This window comes from Flexivirga caeni (assembly GCF_003724155.1).
In the GTDB taxonomy this organism is placed as follows: Bacteria; Actinomycetota; Actinomycetes; order Actinomycetales; family Dermatophilaceae; genus Flexivirga; species Flexivirga caeni.
The window spans coordinates 1-18162 of sequence record NZ_RJJQ01000028.1; the positions used below are offsets into that span (position 1 = coordinate 1).

15 protein-coding genes are annotated in these 18162 nt (G+C 69.3%); 11 read left to right on the plus strand and 4 right to left on the minus strand.

Translation table 11 applies throughout. The features are described from left to right. Positions 1-120: 120 nt before the first annotated feature. From EFY87_RS19045 to efeU, 3 genes are read right to left on the minus strand one after another with little or no spacing between them, the layout of a single operon-like run. A complete protein-coding gene (locus tag EFY87_RS19045) occupies positions 121-1401 on the minus strand; it encodes a DUF7405 family protein (RefSeq protein ID WP_123273068.1) in 1281 nt (426 codons plus the stop codon). Beyond that, a complete protein-coding gene (gene efeO / locus EFY87_RS19050) occupies positions 1398-2666 on the minus strand; it encodes an iron uptake system protein EfeO (RefSeq protein WP_123273069.1) in 1269 nt (422 codons plus the stop codon). The genes EFY87_RS19045 and efeO overlap by 4 nt, the downstream gene beginning before the upstream one ends. Further along, positions 2659-4248 carry an iron uptake transporter permease EfeU gene (gene efeU / locus EFY87_RS19055; RefSeq protein WP_123273070.1) on the minus strand — a complete coding sequence of 530 codons (1590 nt, stop codon included), beginning with the start codon at positions 4246-4248 and terminating at the stop codon, positions 2659-2661. The genes efeO and efeU overlap by 8 nt, the downstream gene beginning before the upstream one ends. 92 nt (positions 4249-4340) lie before the next feature. Between efeU and EFY87_RS19060 the strand changes: the two genes are divergently transcribed. The 3 genes from EFY87_RS19060 (at position 4341) to EFY87_RS19070 (ending at position 8774) form a co-directional block, all read left to right on the plus strand. Continuing rightward, entirely contained in the window at positions 4341-5777 is a 1437-nt protein-coding gene (locus EFY87_RS19060; RefSeq protein WP_123273071.1) for an FGGY-family carbohydrate kinase, read from the plus strand. A 498-nt stretch (positions 5778-6275) separates the two neighbouring features. Beyond that, positions 6276-7469: an MFS transporter gene (locus EFY87_RS19065; protein ID WP_123273072.1), complete on the plus strand. Its 1194-nt coding sequence runs from the start codon at positions 6276-6278 to the stop codon at positions 7467-7469. A gap of 66 nt (positions 7470-7535) precedes the next feature. Further along, positions 7536-8774, plus strand: a complete 1239-nt coding sequence (locus tag EFY87_RS19070; RefSeq protein ID WP_245988760.1) for a winged helix-turn-helix domain-containing protein — start codon at positions 7536-7538, stop codon at positions 8772-8774. Positions 8775-8783: 9 nt separating this feature from the next. Here EFY87_RS19070 and EFY87_RS19075 read toward each other — a convergent pair whose 3' ends face one another. After that, complete coding sequence (locus EFY87_RS19075) at positions 8784-9578, minus strand: trypsin-like serine peptidase (protein WP_123273073.1); 795 nt, start codon at positions 9576-9578, stop codon at positions 8784-8786. Positions 9579-10003: 425 nt separating this feature from the next. Here EFY87_RS19075 and infC point away from each other — a divergent pair, with 425 nt between their 5' ends. The 8 genes from infC to argC all read left to right on the plus strand — a co-directional run bounded on the left by infC (position 10004) and on the right by argC (position 18134). Beyond that, complete coding sequence (gene infC / locus EFY87_RS19080; RefSeq protein WP_245988763.1) at positions 10004-10546, plus strand: translation initiation factor IF-3; 543 nt, start codon at positions 10004-10006, stop codon at positions 10544-10546. A gap of 90 nt (positions 10547-10636) precedes the next feature. Further along, positions 10637-10831, plus strand: coding sequence for a 50S ribosomal protein L35 (gene rpmI / locus EFY87_RS19085; RefSeq protein WP_123273075.1), 195 nt, complete (start codon positions 10637-10639; stop codon positions 10829-10831). A gap of 44 nt (positions 10832-10875) precedes the next feature. Then, positions 10876-11265, plus strand: a complete 390-nt coding sequence (rplT, locus tag EFY87_RS19090; protein WP_123273076.1) for a 50S ribosomal protein L20 — start codon at positions 10876-10878, stop codon at positions 11263-11265. A gap of 46 nt (positions 11266-11311) precedes the next feature. Continuing rightward, positions 11312-12115, plus strand: coding sequence for a TrmH family RNA methyltransferase (locus tag EFY87_RS19095; protein WP_123273077.1), 804 nt, complete (start codon positions 11312-11314; stop codon positions 12113-12115). Between the two features lie 9 nt (positions 12116-12124). Next, positions 12125-13213: a sensor histidine kinase gene (locus EFY87_RS19100; RefSeq protein WP_123273078.1), complete on the plus strand. Its 1089-nt coding sequence runs from the start codon at positions 12125-12127 to the stop codon at positions 13211-13213. 39 nt (positions 13214-13252) lie between these two features. Continuing rightward, positions 13253-14347 carry a phenylalanine--tRNA ligase subunit alpha gene (pheS, locus tag EFY87_RS19105; RefSeq protein WP_123273089.1) on the plus strand — a complete coding sequence of 365 codons (1095 nt, stop codon included), beginning with the start codon at positions 13253-13255 and terminating at the stop codon, positions 14345-14347. Beyond that, positions 14347-16875 (plus strand): phenylalanine--tRNA ligase subunit beta, encoded by a 2529-nt coding sequence (gene pheT, locus EFY87_RS19110; protein WP_123273079.1) that lies wholly within the window; start codon positions 14347-14349, stop codon positions 16873-16875. Before pheS ends, pheT begins: the two co-directional genes overlap by 1 nt. 218 nt (positions 16876-17093) lie before the next feature. After that, positions 17094-18134: an N-acetyl-gamma-glutamyl-phosphate reductase gene (gene argC, locus EFY87_RS19115; protein WP_123273080.1), complete on the plus strand. Its 1041-nt coding sequence runs from the start codon at positions 17094-17096 to the stop codon at positions 18132-18134. Positions 18135-18162 lie beyond the last annotated feature (28 nt).

Below are 18162 nucleotides of genomic sequence, written 5' to 3' on the forward strand. Positions count from 1 at the left end.
CGGTCACGGGTCCAGTACAGCAGGTGCAGGTGCTGGAAGCCACCACCCACCTGGTCCGCTGAGAAGCGCAGACCAGGGCCCCACCGACCGGGGCACCTACCGCCGGTAGCCGGTAGACCATCAGCGAGCGAAGAGCTGTTCGCCGATGTAGTGACCGGCCTTCGGCGCGGGCGGTATGGCGAAGAGCCCCGACCCGACGTGCTTGATGTACTCGTTGAGCAGGTCACCGGCGCCCAGCTTGCGTTGCAGCTGCACGAAGTGTGCGGGGTTGTTCTGGTAGGAGATGAACAACAGCCCTGCATCCAGCTGGCCGAACTCGTTGATGCCGTCGGTGTAGTTGTAGCTGCGCCGCAGGATCTTGACCCCGCCGTTGTTCTCATGCGCAGCCAGCGCGATGTGGGACGTCGGAGCGATGACCGGTTTGCCGTCCTTCCCCTGTGCGGCGAACTGCGGGGTGTCGAATTCCTTGTTCCCCGTGAGGGGTTCACCTGCGGACTTGCCGCGGCCGAAGATCTTCTCCTGGTCGCTGACGCGGTCGGCGTCCCAGGTCTCGATATTCATCTCGATCTTGCGCACGACCTGATAAGTCCCGCCGGTCATCCAGCCGGCGTCCCGCAACCAGACGTACGTGGCGAAGTCGGCCGCCTCGGAGATGTTGCGGGTGCCGTCCTTGAAACCGAGCAGATTGCGCGGCGTCTGCTGCCCTTGACCGGCCGACGCCCGGCCGAAACCCATGACGGTCCACCGGGTTTGCACGGTGTCGCGGGCCATTCGGGCCAGGTTGCGCACCGCGTGGTAGCACACCTGCGGATCGTCCGAGCACACCTGCACCGACAGATCGCCGCCGCTGGTGCCCGCCGACAGGTTGTCGCTCGGCAGCGCGGGCAGCGGAGTCAGCAGCGCTGGCCGTTTCCCCGCCAGGCCGAAGCGCGTGTCGAACAGGCCCGGCCCGAGACCGATCGTGACCGTCAGGCTGGCCGCGTCGAGCCCGAGCGCCTCGCCGGTGTCACGTCCGACGGCCATGTCCGAGGTGGGCTGCACCTGGCCGATCGGCTGCGCTGCCATCAACTGCGCACTCGCCGCGGTCCAGCGCGCGAGCAGCGACTGCAGGTCGGTCGCCACGGTCCCGGCCGACATGTCGAACGTCATGAAGATCGCATACCGCTGTGGCGGGGTCCGGATGCCGGCCGGCTCGGCCTGGTCGTACAGCGGGTACTGCGTCGTGAGGTCGATCGCGTCCTTGTCGGCGGGGTCCGACATACCCGAGGACCGGCTGCCCTCGACTGCCCATGCTCCGCCGACCGCGAGCGCGCCGGCCGCGGCCCCGCCGACGGCTCCCTGGAAGAGCCGGCGGCGGGGAACGGAGCCGGCCTCTGGAGCCGAGTCCTGGGGGGCGCTCAACGTGCCGTCGCCACCTTCTGCGCAATTTGGGACAGCGGGTCCTGCAGCGCCTGCACCGTCTTGCTCAGCGATGCGGCGTCCTTGGCGCGCCGCTGGGCCGTCCACGGCTTGAATCCGCCCAACTCAGTGCCGTCGCGGTATGGCGTGAGTGCGTTGTTCACGTTGGTGAACTGCTTGCTGACCGTGGCGGTGAGGGCAGGGTCGATCTTGGTCAGGCCGGGCTTCAGGAACGCGAATGCCTGCTGCGCACCCTCGACGTTGGCCGCGAAGTCGACGAGGTCGAGGTGGCTGTACTTCTCCTCCTCGCCCTTGATCTTGTTGGTCTGCACCTCCTCCAGCAGGCTGGCGGCACCGTTGGCCAGGTCCTCCGGCTTGTAGGTGAGTCCCGCGGCGAGGCCGCTCAGCTTGGTCACGTTCGTCTGCAGTTCTGCGGCGTACTTCTTGGTCTGCGGGGTGATCTTGCCGCCCTGCCACAGGTCGCGCTCGACGGCGTGGAAGCCGTGCCAGCCGACCTTCGGGTCGAGGTTGGACGCCCGCATGTCGATCAGATAGTCGAGGTTCCCGGCGTTGTCGCCCGGTTTGAAGCCGGGCAGCACGAACCCGGCGACGTCCGATTCGATCTTCTCGTAGTAGGGGCGAGCACCGGCATACGCCTTCTTCGCCTTCGCGACGTCGCCGGAGTCGACGGCAGTCTTCAGCGCGCCGACCGCGGTCACCATGTCCTTGACGTTCTGGTCGACGAACCCGGCGTACCCCGTGGTGCCCTGCTTCAGGAGGGCGGCCGTGGAGCCGGTCGCAGTCGGGGCTGCCTTGCCGGAGACGGTGAACGGCACGTTCTCGGTGTCCGCTCCCGGGCAGTAGAGCTGATACTTGCCGCCCGCGAGCGTCACGGTGAACGTGACCGGCGCCAGACCCGGGGCGAGGTTCTCCTTCTCGCCGAGAATGCGCTGGTCGGCCTGCAACTCGATTTCGGTGATCGCGGTCGCGTCCTTGTTGGTCACCGTGAAGGTGACGGGGCCGGCCTTGGCGTTGGCGTGGTCGAGTTCGCAGCCGCCGCTGCTGGTCAGGGTGACATTGACCTGTGCGGCGCCGCCCGTGACCGGGGCACCGGAGGCGGCTCCGGTCGCGGCCGAGCCGCCGGTGGAGTCGCTCGCGCTGGAACCGCTGCCGCTGCTACGGCTGCTGCCGGAGCCGCATGCGGCCAGCGACAGCCCGAGGGCGAAGACTCCACCGACGCGTGTCAGGTGGCGGATGGTGTTATGCATTCGAACTGCTCCTTGGTGACGGGGTGCCCACGGTCGCGGACGGGGTGGATCGGACGGGCTGCAGGCGCCGGCGCGCGCGCAGCGCGGCGACGACGAGGGCGGCTGCTGTGACGAGCAGGCCGACAGGAGCGACGCGGCCCCAGAACTTCACCGCGTCCTGGTCGCTGGCGTAGCGGCTGAGTGCGGTCCCGAAGTCGTCGACGTATGACGTGGCGACGGTCCACGAGGCGCCGGGATCGGAAACTCCGGACGGCAGGTTCGCGCCGGGCGACACGGTGAGCGTGCGCGCCGTGGTGAGGCCGCCGCCACTGAGCGTCACCGACAGGTGGGCGCGGCGGGTCGCGTCATACAGCCGACCGTGAACGGTGGAGACGTCCACGGCCTCGCTGCGCTGCCACTTCGCGTCGAACGGTCCGGGATTCAGGCCGGGGTCGATGCCGACCGGGAGGCGATTGCCGTTGAGTGCGCTGACTTGCGCGAGCGTCAGCGTCGCCGGTGGCGCCGCTGCCGAGGCCGGCCGCGCAGTGTAGTGAATAGCCTTGACACCGTTGAGATTCCGCGGACCGACCCGTTGCAAGGTATGGCGCTCGGCCGCTCCCGGCCCGGTGAGAGCGGCGCTCTCGAACCGGATGGCGCCGGCCTTCGCCCCGGAACCGTCCACGACCGGTGCAGCGTCCGGCGTGCGCAGCGTCGCGGTCGGCACTACGGCGACCAGGACGCCCGCTGCCACGGCACACCCCGCGGCCAGGGCGAGTTTCAGCCGGACGCTCTGCTGCGCATTCGGCCGGTGCCGCGCCGGCCAGTAGACGATCAGTGCCATCGGCACGACATACAGGAACCAGCCCAGGACCTCGATCAGTCGTGGGTAGGCAGGGATGCCGAGCACCCCGGTGAACACGGCGCTGCGGATCGACCCGCTCGGGGCGAGCCAGCTCAGGTCGGCCGTGCGGCCCTGGCCGGCGTTCAGGATGCCGGCTTCGTGGGCCGTGCGCAGCGCGGTGACCGTGAGGCCGCCCGCGATGAGGATGAGGAAGCCGCTGGTGACCTTGAAGAATTTGCCCAGGTTGAGGGTGACTCCGCCGGTGTAGAGGCCGAAACCGACTGCGGCAGAACACAGTATGCCGAGAACCGCGCCGACTACCGCGCTGCTGGTGTTGCTCGACGCCTGGAAGGTCGCCAGGAGGAAGACCGCGGTCTCGAAGCCCTCCTTGAGGACGGCGAGGAACGCCATGACGACCAGGGCACGAGAGGTGCCGGCACCCAGCGCACTCTGGGCCGCGGACTCGATCTCGCGCTTGAGCCCCCGCGCGTGCGTGCTCATCCAGATGACCATGCCGGTCACGAAGAAGATGGCGACCGAGCCGATCACCGTCTCCATGAGTTCCTGCTGCCGCTGCGGGAGCGCGGATTCGACCACCTTGAGCACGACCCCGACAGCGATGCTGATCAGGATGGCTGCCACCACGCCGATCCACATGGTGCGCAGCGGCCGGCCGTTCTTCTTCAGGAACGCGGCGATGATGCCGACGATGAGCGCCGCTTCGAGGCCCTCGCGCAGGCCGATCACAAACGTCGCGAGCACGGATGATTCTCCCAGGTATTAGGCAAGCCTTAACTAACTAGCGAGCATAGACGGTTCACCGATGATGACAAATTCCGCGTAGTCTCGCCGCCATGGGTGCGTCGCGGACGGGTGAGCCGCTGGTGGCCGGAGTCGACAGTTCGACCCAGTCGTGCAAGATCGTGGTGTGCGAGGCCATGACGGGGCGACTCGTGCGGCAGGGCCGCGCGCGTCACCCCGAGGGCACCCAGGTCGACGCGCGCGCCTGGTGGGCAGCTTTCGAGGAGGCGTCCGCCGATGGCCTGCTGGACGGGGTGAGTGCACTCGCGGTCGGTGGGCAGCAGCACGGCATGGTGACTCTCGACGCGGAGGAGAACCCCGTGCGGGAGGCGATGCTCTGGAACGACACGAGCTCCGCGCCGCAGGCGGAGCAGCTCATCGAGGAGCTGGGTGGCGCCGCGCAGTGGGTCGATGCCGTCGACCTCGTGCCGGTCGCGAGCTTCACCGCGACAAAGCTTCGGTGGCTGGCCGAGAACGAGCCCGGGAATGCCGCGCGCACCGAGACGGTCGTGCTGCCGCATGACTGGCTCACCGGCCGGATCCTGGCTGCCGGCAACGGTTTCGAAGGCTGGACCACAGATCGGGGCGACGCATCGGGCACCGCGTACTGGTCGCCGGTGACCGGCGAATACCGCCGGGACCTGTTGCGGCTGGCGTTCGGCCGCGAGGTCGGGTTGCCGCGCGTGCTCGGGCCCGCAGAGGCCGCGGGCAGCACAGCCGGCGGGATGCTGGTGGCGGCAGGGACCGGTGACAATGCTGCGGCGGCGCTCGGCCTGGGCATCGCTCCTGGGGACGTGGTCGTGTCGCTGGGCACCAGCGGTGCAGTCTTCACGGTGCACGACGACTCCGTCGGCGACGTGAGCGGCGCCGTGGCGGGCTTCGCCGACGCGACCGGTCGCCACCTGCCGCTCCTCGCGACCTTGAACGCGGCTCGGGTGCTGGTCGCCGCGGCCACGACCCTGGATGTCGATCTCGCAGGCCTGGATGCGCTTGCGGCGCAGGCACCAATCGGAGCCGGCGGACTCACCTTGCTGCCGTTCCTGGATGGCGAACGATCACCCAACCTGCCGACAGCGCACGGCACCCTCACCGGTATGACGAGGGCAAATTCGACCCCGGCGCATTTCGCGCGCGCGTATGTCGAAGGAATGCTGTGCAACCTCAGAGGCTGCCTCGATGCGTTGGCGCGCAACGGGATTCACGCTCGCCGGATGCTCCTCATCGGTGGCGCAGCCGCGGCCGGCTCAGTGCGCGAGGCGGCTGCCAACATTTTCGGAGTGCCGGTCGTCGTCCCGGAGCCGGGCGAGTACGTCGCGCTCGGCGCCGCCCGCCAGGCAGCGTGGGCGCTCTCGGGTGCGGCGGAGCCGCCGCAGTGGCCGGTGCCACTCGCCGCGACCGTCGAACCTGCCGACGCACAAGCAGGTGCGCAGGTCGCGCGGCGCTATCGCGACGTGCTCACGATGACGCACCCCGGGGCTGCCGTCGATTGACGACGGCAACACCCGGGGTGCGAAAAGCGTTGTGCGTCAGTCCTGTCCGCGTTCGAAAGCCAGCTGCTCGGCATACGGGCGCATGCGCCTCGGCTGCCCCGGCCGCCGCGATGAGTGTTCATCGGTGCGGACAACTGACTCGCGACGCACTTGGTCCAGCAGTTTCGAGGTCGTGCGGCGCACGACCTGAGAAGAGGGCACTGGCATAATCCGTGGTCCTTCCGCGGGTTGGCTTTGGGGTGGATGCCAGGCATAACGGAGGAACGCTCCGGATAATTCCCGGCCCGGAAGCCGCGATGTGCCAGGCGCTTTCGGCCCGTGTGGTCGCCGGCGGGCGTCCACGCCGTCGGGCGCGCTCGGTGTGCTGGGTCTCACACGCGAATCCGTGCGTCACGACGGTTATCCGTTCGCTTTGGGAATTTCGATATGGAAGTATTGGTTTCGGAAGTCCCAGGTCCGCGTCCAGCGACCCCGCACCCTCGAAGGAGTGACCCCCGCATGTCCTTGCGCCCCTACCAGAACGTCCTGCGCATCACCGACGCCCGGCGGGTGCTCCTGCTGGGCTTCCTGTTGCGGATCCCGATCTTCTCGGCCGGGGTCGTGCTGACCCTGCACGTCGTGCAGACACTGCACCGCTCCTATGCGGAGGCGGGTCTGGTCGCCGCCGCGTCGACCATTGCGATCGCGGTCTCCGGCCCGTGGCGCGGCAAGCTGCTGGACCGGCTCGGGCTGCGGCGGGTGGTCCTGCCGTCGCTGGTCGTCAGTGCAGTCTGCTGGGCGATCGCGCCGTTCGTCGGCTACTGGATGCTGCTGGTGCTGGCCACGATCGGCGGTCTGTTCGTCGTGCCCACCTTCTCGATCATCCGGCAGGGCGTGATCGCGGCCGTGCCCGAGCAGCAGCGGCGCACCGGTCTGTCGCTCGACGGCATCAGCGTCGAGCTGTCGTTCATGGTCGGTCCGGTCGCGGCCGTCTGGCTGGCCACGGCATTCAACACGCGGATCGTGCTCTTCGGGCTGGAGATGCTCGGGGTGCTCGTCGGGGTCGTCCTGTATGCCGTGAACCCGCCACTGCGTGCAGCGGTTTCGGAGACCGACGCAGCAGGTCAGGTCGTGCCGCGCAGCGCGTGGTTCCGGGCCGGATTCCTCGCCATCTGCGCCGCGGCGGCCGCGGCCACCATCGTGCTCGGCGGCAGCGATGTCTCGATCGTGGCAGCGATGCGCGATTTCGGTGCGGTGAGCTCGATCGGCATCGTGCTGGTGCCGTGGAGCGCGGGTTCGCTGATCGGCGGCCTGGTCTACGGTGCGATGTCGCGTCCCGTCCAGCCGTTCCTGCTGTTGCTCGGGCTGGCCGTGGCCACCGCGCCGATGGCGTTTGCGACGGGCACCTGGTCACTGGCCGGGCTCGCCCTGATCTCCGGGGTGTTCTGCGCCCCGACGATCACCGCAACGGTGGACGCCGTCAGCCGTGTCGTGCCCTCGGTGGCCCGCGGGGAAGCGCTGGGCTGGCACGGCTCGTTCATGACTGCCGGCTCGGCGCTGGGTGCCCCGGTCGCCGGGGCCGCGATCGACAGCTGGGGTTTCGGCGGCGGCTTCCTGCTGGTGTCCGCTCTCGGCGCGGTTGTCGCGCTGGCCGGCTACGTCGCCCTCCACCTGCACCGCAGCCGGGTCCGCGGGCACGCGCTGGCGGCATAGCCGGCCGGTCGGCGCAACGCGGGTCGCCGGGCTGGTAGGTCGGTGCTCCGGGCTAAAGTCACCGGAGTGAGTGCAGCACCCGGCACGGATTCGCTTTCGGTCGCGCAGGCACGCCGGATCACCCTGGCGGCGCAGGGATTTCGCGATCCGCGCCATCAACCTCCGACGATGCGCACTCTCACGCGAACCGTGCGGCGCACCGGCCTGTTGCAGATCGACTCGGTCAACGTGTTGCAGCGCGCGCACTTCATGCCGCTCTTCTCCCGGATGGGCGCCTATGACGTGAGCCTGCTGGACCGGGCGGCGGGCCGCGCCCCGCGGCGGCTGGTCGAATACTGGGCGCACTGCGCGGCGTACATGCCCGTTGAGCTGTGGCCGGTGATGACCCATCGCATGCAGCACCACCGGGCGCGAGGCCACGAGTGGTTCGGGCTGCCCGAGGACGCCGGCCTGCCGGCGGCCCTGCTGCGCGAGATCGAGGCCGGCGGTGCGGCCACGGCCCGGGATCTCGACGACGGGCTGCCCCGAGCCCGGGTCAACTGGGGCTGGAACTGGTCGAAGACCAAGCAGGCGCTGGAGTTCCTCTTCTTCGCCGGCGAGTTGAGCGTCGCCCGCCGCAACGCCGCCTTCGAGCGCGTCTACGACCTGCCCGCGCGAGTGCTGCCGCAGGCGATTCTCGACCAGCCGGAGCCCACCCCGCTCGACGCCGCCCGCGAGCTGCTCCGGCGGGCTGCCCGGTCGTATGGCGTGGCAACCGCGTTCGATCTGCGTGACTACTTCCGCATGCAGGAGTCGCCCGCCCACCGTGACCAGGTCGGTCCAGCGCTGCAATCGCTCGTTGACGAGGGCGAGCTGCGGCCGGTGAGCGTTGAGGGCTGGCGGCGGCAGGGTTACCTGCACCGTGACGCGGCCGTGCCCCGGCGCGTCACGGCCCGGGCGCTGCTCAGTCCCTTCGACCCGCTGGTATGGCGGCGCGAACGCACCGAAGACCTCTTCGGATTCCACTACCGCATCGAGATCTACGTGCCCGAGGCGAAGCGAGTGCACGGCTACTACGTGCTGCCGTTCCTTCTCGGTGACCGCATCGTCGCGCGGGTCGACCTCAAGGCCGACCGCCGCTGTGGCGTGCTACAGGTCCTCGGCGCCTATGCCGAGCCGCACGCACCGCAGCACACGGCGCCGGAGTTGGTGCGCTCGCTGCGCGAGCTCGGTGGCTGGCTCGGAGTGGATCAGGTCGAGGTGGCAGGTCGCGGAGACCTCGCCCCGGCGCTGTCGCAGGCGTTGCGGCACGTCACGAGTGACTGAGGCCACCGGTCAGCAGCCGCTGGACCCTGCGGCCGGCAGGACGTCACCGTCCGGTGAGCCCTCGGCGTGCAGCCAGAGGGAGATGATGTTGTTGCCGAAGGCCGAGGAATACGAAGTGGATTCCTCGCAGCCGCCCTGGTTGAGCCCACCGATGACCCCGACCACCCTGGGGTTGGCGTCGGTGGCGACGAGCCACGGGCTGCCGCTGCTACCGCCGATATATCCGTGGCAGTCGAAGCTGGTGGAGCTGCCGGTCCAGTAGACCTGTGTCGTGCAGGCGATCGGCTCTCCGGAGCCGTTGTTGTAGGCGATGTCGGTGATGGACTGCCCGGTCGCGGGCGCCAGCCCGATGTCGGCAGCACCGGTCACCGACTGCAGCGTGCGCTGCTTCCCCGCGATCGTCTGCGGCGCGATCTTCAGGATGGCCATGTCCTCCTGCGGGTCCTGGCCGGACAGCCAGCCGGGCAGCGCATAGGCCCCGGTGGCGGTCCACGTGCCGAGCGGCGCCTTGCCGGAGTGGTAGTCGGGCGCGAACCTCCATCCCGCGCCGGACCCGGTCAGGCAGTGAGCGGCGGTCAGCACGAGATTCTGGGTGTGCGAATTGATCACGGTCGCGGTGCACACCTGGTCGTCGGAGCCGGGCCGGAAGATGACACCGACGATCGACGAACCGGAACTCTGCACAGCCGTCGGAATGCTGGCCTGTTGGTTCGCGTGTGCCGAGGCCTGCCCGGAGGCGGCAACGGCGGTGGTCACCACCAGGGTGGCGACACCGATGGCGGCGCGACGTAGTCTCGTGCGCATATCGGGGTTGCATCTCCTTCGGGGGGAGGGTGTGGACGCAGCCTGCAGCAACAACAAATGTTATTAGATCGAGATGTGAGCGGAACGCCCGATTCCTGTGGATTTCGCCTGAGCCGAAGTCGCTGATAGCATCACAACACCGACTGGTCCGGCCGCGCGCCGCGCCAGTGTGCAAGAGAAGCTGATGCTTCCACCTCGTGCGACCGTCAGGTCGCCAGGTCCGGTCCAGTGCCGCACAGGCGGGCAGGCGTCGTGTGACGTCGGTGCCGTTCTCAGTGCGCATTGTGCTGCAGGCTGAGGCTTCTCGAGCACCCGATGGGTGACGAGGAGCCTTTCTTCGTTTCCCGCCCACAGCATCATCACGAACGAAGGAGCTTCACATCAGCGCTGAGCCCCGTATCAACGACCGCATCCGGGTCCCGGAAGTGCGGTTGGTCGGTCCGAACGGAGAGCAGGTCGGCATCGTGCGCGTCGAGGACGCGCTGCGACTGGCCGCCGAAGCAGACCTTGATCTGGTCGAGGTCGCACCCATGGCCAAGCCGCCTGTGGCCAAGCTCATGGACTACGGCAAGTTCAAGTACGAAGCGGCCATGAAGGCCCGCGAGTCGCGCAAGAACCAGGTCAACACGGTCATCAAGGAGATCAAGCTCCGTCCGAAGATCGACCCGCACGACTACGGCACGAAGAAGGGCCACGTCGAGCGTTTCCTGTCGGCCGGCGACAAGGTCAAGGTGACCATCATGTTCCGCGGACGAGAGCAGTCCCGGCCGGAGCTCGGTTTCCGGCTGCTGCAGCGTCTTGCCGACGACGTCCAGGAGCTGGGTTTCGTGGAGAGCGCGCCCAAACAGGACGGCCGCAACATGATCATGGTGCTCGGACCGACCAAGAAGAAGGCAGAGGCGCGGGCCGAAGGCCGTCGCCGGCGCGAGCAGGCGCACGCGGAGCAGACCGCCGGCGCCGAAGCCTGAAAGAGACGACCTCTCGCGCCCGGCGCGAGTTTGCAGCCAGTTCCGTCCACTGGCGGGACGGGTACACCACGTAACGAAGGAGATTCGGCTGTGCCGAAGATGAAGACCCACAGTGGCGCCAAGAAGCGTTTCAAGATCAGCGGGTCCGGCAAGGTCATCCGGCAGCGTGCACGCCACGTGCACAAGTTCCAGGAGCGCACCAGCAGCCAGGCCCGCCGCCTGGTGCCTGACGTCGAGGCGTCGCCCGCCGACAGCAAGAAGATCAAGAAGCTGCTCGGCAAGTAAGCCCTGCTTCACTACTACCCCCAGAATTTGAGAAGGAGACTCACGTGGCACGCGTGAAGCGGGCAGTCAACGCCCAGAAGAAGCGCCGCACCGTCCTGGAACAGGCGAGCGGCTACCGCGGACAGCGTTCGCGCCTGTACCGCAAGGCGAAGGAGCAGGTCACCCACAGCCTCGGCTACAGCTACCGCGACCGCCGCGCCCGCAAGGGTGACTTCCGTCGCCTCTGGATCCAGCGGATCAACGCCGGCGCCCGCGCCAACGGCATGACCTACAACCGCTTCATCCAGGGTCTGAAGGCAGCTGAGGTCGAGGTCGACCGTCGCATGCTCGCCGAGCTCGCCGTCAACGACGCCCCGGCCTTCGCCGCGCTCGTCGAGATCGCCAGGGCCAACGTCCCCGCGACCGCCGACGCCCAGGCCGACTCGGTCGCCTGACGCATCGATCCGCACACACTGCACACAGCCACGCCGGTCCGTCCCCATGTCCGTCCTCACCAATCCTCGTTCCGAGCGGGTGAAGGCGGTCCGGGCACTGGGCCGGCGTGCTGCGCGTCAGCGGTCCGGACGCTTCGTGGCCGACGGCCCCCAGAGCGTCCGTGAGGCCTTGCGGTTCGCCCCGCACACGGTCCTCGACCTGTATGTCGACGGCTCCGTCGCGGACCGTCACCGAGACCTCGTCGAGCTCGCTCGCACCGCGCAGCTGCACGTCCACGAGTGCGATCCGGCCGTGATGAGCGCGCTGGTGGACACCCAGCACCCGCAGGGAATCGTTGCCGTATGCCGTCCGGTGGACGTCCCGGTGGCCGAGGCACTCGCGGCGGACGGCGGCTTCGTCGTCGTGCTGGCGCAGGTGCGCGATCCGGGCAACGCCGGCACCGTCATCCGGTCGGCGGACGCGGCGGGCGCGCGTGCCGTGCTGCTGTCCGATGCGAGCGTGGATCTCTACAACCCCAAGGTGGTGCGCTCCACCGCCGGGTCGTTGTGGCACCTGCCGATCGCGCTCGGTGGCGCGGTCGACGAACTGATCGCGGCCTGTCATGCCCGTGGCCGTCGCGTGTTCGCCGCCGACGGTGCCGGCACCACACTGCTGCACGACGCGGACCTCACCGGACCGCACGCCTGGCTGATGGGCAACGAGGCGTGGGGCCTCGACGCGGAGACCCGGGAGCTGACCGACGACGTCGTCCGGGTGCCCATTCACGGCCACGCCGAGTCGCTCAACCTCGCCCTCGCCGCCACCGTGTGCATGTACGCCAGCGCGGACCGCGCGACGTCCGCCGACTAGGCTCGCCCGGTGCGTCGTCCCCGTCATCAGCAGTACGAGCCGGAGCTCGCGCTGGTGCTCTACCAAGCACTGCTGGAGCAGCTGCCCGAGGGCGTGGTGGTTGCCGATGCCGACCACCGGCTGGTGCTGGCCAACCAGCGGGCGGCGCGACTCACCGGCATACCGCTCCAGGACCGGGTGGGCGATGACATCCGAGACGCACTGCCGCTGACCTGCGTCGACGGGCGCAACTACTGGGCCGCCGACGACCCGTGGGGCGGGCTGCACACCAGGTCCGGCTCGCCCGAGCAGCGGCTGATCCTCTCCAGAGACCGCAGCGTGCTCGCGGCGACCCGGCACATCCGGGGCGGCGCCGACAGATCGCTGCAGTGGCTGGTCCTCACCATGCGCAGCACCACCGTCCGCGACCGCGTCGAAGCAGAGACAGCAGCGCTCGTGACGACCGTCGCGCACGAGCTGCGCTCACCGCTCGGCGCGGTGCGTGGTTTCTCCCAGACCCTGCGCACCAGGTGGTCCGACCTGCGCGATGACCAGAAGCTGTGGATGGTGGACGCGATCGAGGCCGACGCCGCGCGGTTGCAGCGGCAGGTGGGCGACCTGCTGGACATCTCCCGCATTGAGGCGGGGCGCCTGCGGTTGCGTCGCAGCCCGGTGGATCTCCTGGCGCTGGTCCGGGCGGTCATCGAGCGCCTCGAATCCGCCGGGCACGAAGGGGTTTCGTTCGACGTGACGAGCGGCGAGAGTGCCGTTGTGCTGCACGCCGATCCCGACCGGTTGACCCAAGTGCTGTCCAATCTCCTCGAGAACGCCGCACAGCACGGTGAGCACCGCGTGCGGGTTTCCGTCGAGACGACCGGCGATCACGTCTGCTTCGACGTCACCGACGACGGGCCGGGCATCGCGCCCGAACACCGCGCGCTGGTCTTCTCCCGCTTCTGGCAGGCGAAGGGCCGGCACGGCGGCAACGGCCTCGGGCTGTATGTCGTGCAGGGCCTGGTCCGGGCACACGGCGGAACGATCGAGGTGCTCGACCGGCGGCGCGGCGCGACCTTCCGGGTGACGCTTCCGGTGGACGGTGCCGCCGGGGGCGAACGCTAGCAGCGGAGAGCTTCGTGCGGTGACCTAGACTTGCCGATCGTGTCAGGTCCGAACACGTCATACGATCCCGTCGAGGTTGCCGCCCTCGATCCCGCCGCCGTCGAGCAGGCCGTCGATGAGGCGCTCGCCGCCTTCGCGGCGGCGACGACGCTCGAGGAGCTGAAGGCCGCTCGCACAGCCCACCAGGGTGACAAGAGTGCGCTCTCGCTGGCCAACCGCGAGATCGGTGCGCTGCCTCCGTCGGCGAAGGCCGAGGCGGGCAAGCGGGTCGGCGCCGCGCGTGGCCGGGTCAAGGCGGCGCTGGAGGAGCGCCAGGCGCAACTGGAGGCCGACCGCGACGCCCGCATCCTGGTCGAGGAGGCCGTGGACGTCACGATGGTGCCGGGTCGCCGGCCGCTGGGCCGCAGGCACCCGGTCGACCTGATGGGCGAGCGCGTCGCGGACCTGCTGGTCGGCATGGGGTGGGAGATCGCCGAAGGCCCGGAGGTCGAGGCCGAGTGGTTCAACTTCGACGCGCTCAACTTCGACGCCGACCACCCCGCGCGACAGATGCAGGACACCTTCTACATCGCGCCGCAGGACAGTGGTCTCGTGCTGCGGACGCACACCTCGCCGGTGCAGGCGCGCTCCCTGCTGGAGCGCGGCGTGCCGCTGTATGTCGGCTGCATCGGCCGGGTCTACCGCACCGACGACCTGGACGCCACGCACATGCCGGCGTTCCACCAGATCGAAGGCATCGCGGTCGACAAGGGCATCACCATGGCGCACTTGAAGGGCACCCTCGACCGGATGGCGACCGAGCTCTTCGGCGAAGGCATCACCACCCGGCTGCGGCCGTCCTTCTTCCCGTTCACCGAGCCGTCGGCCGAGATGGACTTGCGCTGTTTCGTCTGCCGCGGCACCGACCCCGACTGCCGTTCGTGCAGCGGCACCGGCTGGATCGAGTGGGGCGGCTGCGGCATGGTCAACCGGAATGTGTTGTCCGCGTGCGGGATCGACCCGGATGTCTACACCGGGTTCGCGTTCGGCATGGGCATCGACAGGGCTCTGCAGTTTCGCACCGGGCAGTCGGACATGCGTGAGTTGATCGAGGGTGACGTGCGTTTCGACGCGCAGTTCGGGATGGAGATCTGATGCGGATTCCGCTGGATTGGCTGGGGGAGTATGTCGAGCTGGGTGCCGGCACGACCGGCGCCGACGTGGCGGCTGCGCTCGTGCGGGTCGGCCTGGAAGAGGAGGGCTTACACGGCGGTGAGGTGACCGGGCCGCTCGTCGTCGGCCGGGTGCTGAGCACGTCGCCGGAGCCGCAGAAGAACGGCAAGACGATCAACTGGTGCTCCGTCGATGTCGGCGACGCCAACGGCACCGGCGAACCGCAAGGCATCGTCTGCGGAGCGCACAATTTCGATGCGGGCGACCTCGTGGTGGTCGTGCTTCCGGGCGCCGAACTGCCTGGTGGCTTTGCCATTTCGGCACGCAAGACCTACGGCCACGTCTCGGCCGGGATGATCTGCGCCGCCGACGAGCTCGGCCTGCCGGATGACGGGTCGGGCGGCATCATCCGGCTCGCCGAGCGTCTCCCGGGCCTCTCGGTGACGCCCGGGCAGGACGTCATACCGCTGCTCGGACTGGACCGGGAGACCGTCGAGATCAACGTGACTCCGGACCGCGGCTACTGCTTCGCCATCCGGGGAGTGGCACGGGAATTCGCGCTGTCGACGGGCATCGGCTTCACCGACCCGGCCACGGCGCTCGCCGCGGCGGCGCCGGCCGGCAACGACAGCGGGCATCCGGTGCGGATCGAGGACGGCGCACCGTTGCGCGGCGTGGTCGGCTGCGATCGTTTTGTCGCGCGGGTCGTCCGCGGTGTCGACGTCGCCGCGCCCACGCCGGCGTGGATGGCCACCCGGCTCACCGAAGCCGGCATGCGCCCGATCTCGCTGCCGGTCGACATCACCAACTACGTCATGCTCGGGCTGGGTCAGCCGCTGCACGCCTACGACCTGACCACGATCGACGGACCGATCGTGGTCCGTCGCGCGCGTGCTGGGGAGAGGCTGAAAACCCTGGACGGGCAGGAGCGTTCGCTCTTCGCTGAGGACTTGTTGATCACCGACGGCGGTGAGCGCGGCCTCGGCATCGCGGGCGTCATGGGCGGTTTCGACTCCGAGGTGAGCGACTCCACCACCGACCTGCTGATCGAAGGGGCGCATTTCGACCCGATCAGCGTGGCCCGCTCGGCGCGACGGCACAAGCTGCCGTCGGAGGCGTCCCGCCGGTTCGAGCGGGGCGTCGATCCGCAGCTCGCGCCGGCCGCCGTCGAACTCGTCGTGCAACTGCTCGTCGAACTGGGCGGGGGAACGCCGGACGGCGGGGTGACCGACGTCGACCGCACGAGTCCGGCGAGTCCGATCGCGTTCGACCCTGCCCTCGCACCGGCCCTGGTCGGCATGCCGTATGACGAGGAGCAGGTCGCGCAGGTGCTGGCCGACGTCGGCTGCACCGTGGACCGGGCGTCCGTGCCATGGACGGTGACGCCGGCCTCCTGGCGACCGGATCTGCACACCGGACCCGACCTGGTCGAAGAGGTCGCCCGTGTCGTCGGCTACGACATGATCCCGTCGGTGCTGCCGACGCCGCCTGGCGGACGAGGACTCACGCACGGTCAGCAGGTTCGCCGATTGGTGGCCAATGTGCTTGCCGCACAAGGATTTTCGGAAATCTGGTCCGCGCCGTTCGTCAGCGACGAGCGGCACGAGGCGATGGGTTGGGCGGCCGATGCCGCCCGCGCCCGCACAGTGCGGATCGCCAACCCGCTGTCCGAGGAGCAGCCGCTGATGCGGATCTCCCTGCTCTCGACGATGGTGGACTCGCTCAAGCGCAACATTGCGCGCGGCAGCAAGGACGTCGCGCTCTTCGAGCAGGGTCTGGTCGTCGCGCTCGACGGTCCGCAGCAGCCGGCCCCGGGGTCGCCCGTCGGCGTCCACCCGGGCGACGAGCTGGTGGCGCGGATCCGTGCGGCGGTGCCGCCGCAGCCTCGTCACCTCGGCCTGTTGATAGCAGGTGAGTCGGCACGCAGCGGCTGGTGGGGCGCGGGTCGTTCCGCAGACTGGAGTGACGCCGTCTCCGGGATTCGCAGCATCTGCGAGGCGCTTGCGGTGCCGGTTCGGGTGACCGCCGACGACGTCGCGCCATACCACCCGGGGCGCTGTGCGAAGTTCGTGCTCGCCGACGGCACCTTCGTCGGGCATGCCGGTGAACTGCACCCCAAGGTCGTCCAGACTCTTGGCCTGCCGGCGCGCACGGTCGCCGGGGAGATCGACCTGGACGTGCTCATCGCGGTCAGTGACCGACCTGTGCATTCCCGGCCGATCAGCACCATGCCGCTCGCGAGCAGTGATGTCGCGCTCGTCGTCGGCCGTGAAATTGCCGCGGCTGCAGTGGAATCCGCGTTGCGGGAGGGTGCCGGGCCGCTGCTGGAGTCGATCGTGCTGTTCGACGCCTACCAAGGTGACCAGGCGGGTGAGGGCAAGAGGTCGCTCGCCTACCGGATGGGTTTCCGGGCCGCGGACCGGACGCTGACGACCGAAGAGGTGAACGCCGCGCGGGACGCGGCGGTGGCCGCCGCCACCACGGCGACAGGTGCTGTGCAGCGTACCTGACCACGCGCCGGACTCCGCGCCGGACTCCGCCCGCGTCCCACTTCCCGGGCCTCTTCCGATCGAAAGGCACACAAACGCATCGAGGGGCCCACAAATCCGGCCTCCATTTCTGGGCCTCTCGATGCGTTTCTGGGCCGCTCAATGAGAAGACACAGGCGCGGAGCGTCGCTGCGCGTTCCAGGTAGCATGAATATTCATGTTCATGTATATTCATTCGCGTGCTGAGTGTCGCGGTCGCCGGAGCCAGTGGCTATGCCGGCGGTGAGATCCTGCGCCTCCTGGTGGGGCATCCGGAAGTCACGATCGGTGCGGTGACCGCCGCTTCGTCGGCCGGGGACCGGCTCGCGGCGCACCAGCCGCAGCTAGCACCGCTGGCGGACCGGGTGCTGCGGCCGACGACGGCGGAGACGCTCACCGGGCACGATGTGGTGTTTCTCGCGCTGCCGCACGGGGCGTCCGCGGCGCTGGCCGGGCAACTCGGCGAGGATGTGACGGTCATCGACTGTGGCGCCGACTTCCGGCTCGCGGACTCGCAGCCGTGGCACCAGTTCTACGGCAGCGAGCACGCCGGGACCTGGCCCTACGGTCTCCCGGAGCTCCTCACCACCGGCGGGGAGAAACAGCGGGCGCACCTCCTCGGCGAGTCACGCATCGCGGTGCCCGGCTGCTACCCGACCGCGTGCTCGCTTGCGCTGGCACCTGCTTTCGCGGCCGGTCAGGTCACTGGCGACGCGGTCATCGTTGCGGCCAGCGGCACCTCCGGCGCGGGCCGATCGCTGAAGCCGCACCTGCTCGGCGCCGAGGTCATGGGCTCGATGAGTCCCTACGGAGTGGGCGGCGGGCACCGCCATACGCCGGAGATCGAGCAGAACCTCGGGCGCGCAGCCGGATCCGATGTGCGGGTGTCCTTCACCCCGACGCTCGCGCCGATGCCGCGCGGCATACTTGCCACCTGCTCGGCGGCGGTCGCGCCCGGTGCGACCGCCGCATCCGTGCGCACCGCCTATCAGGAGGCGTATGCCGATGAGCCGTTCGTGCAGGTACTCCCCGAGGGTTCCTGGCCCTCCACGGGTGCGGTGCTGGGGTCGAACAACGTGCAACTCCAGATGACGGTCGACGAGCGGGTCGGGCGGGTCATTGTGGTGGCCGCCGTGGACAACCTGACCAAGGGCACTGCCGGGGGAGCAGTCCAATGTCTCAATCTGGCAAGGGGTTTCGAGGAAACCCTCGGATTGCCGACGACAGGAGTCTCCCCATGAGCGAGCGAAGCGAGCGACCAGAGGGCTC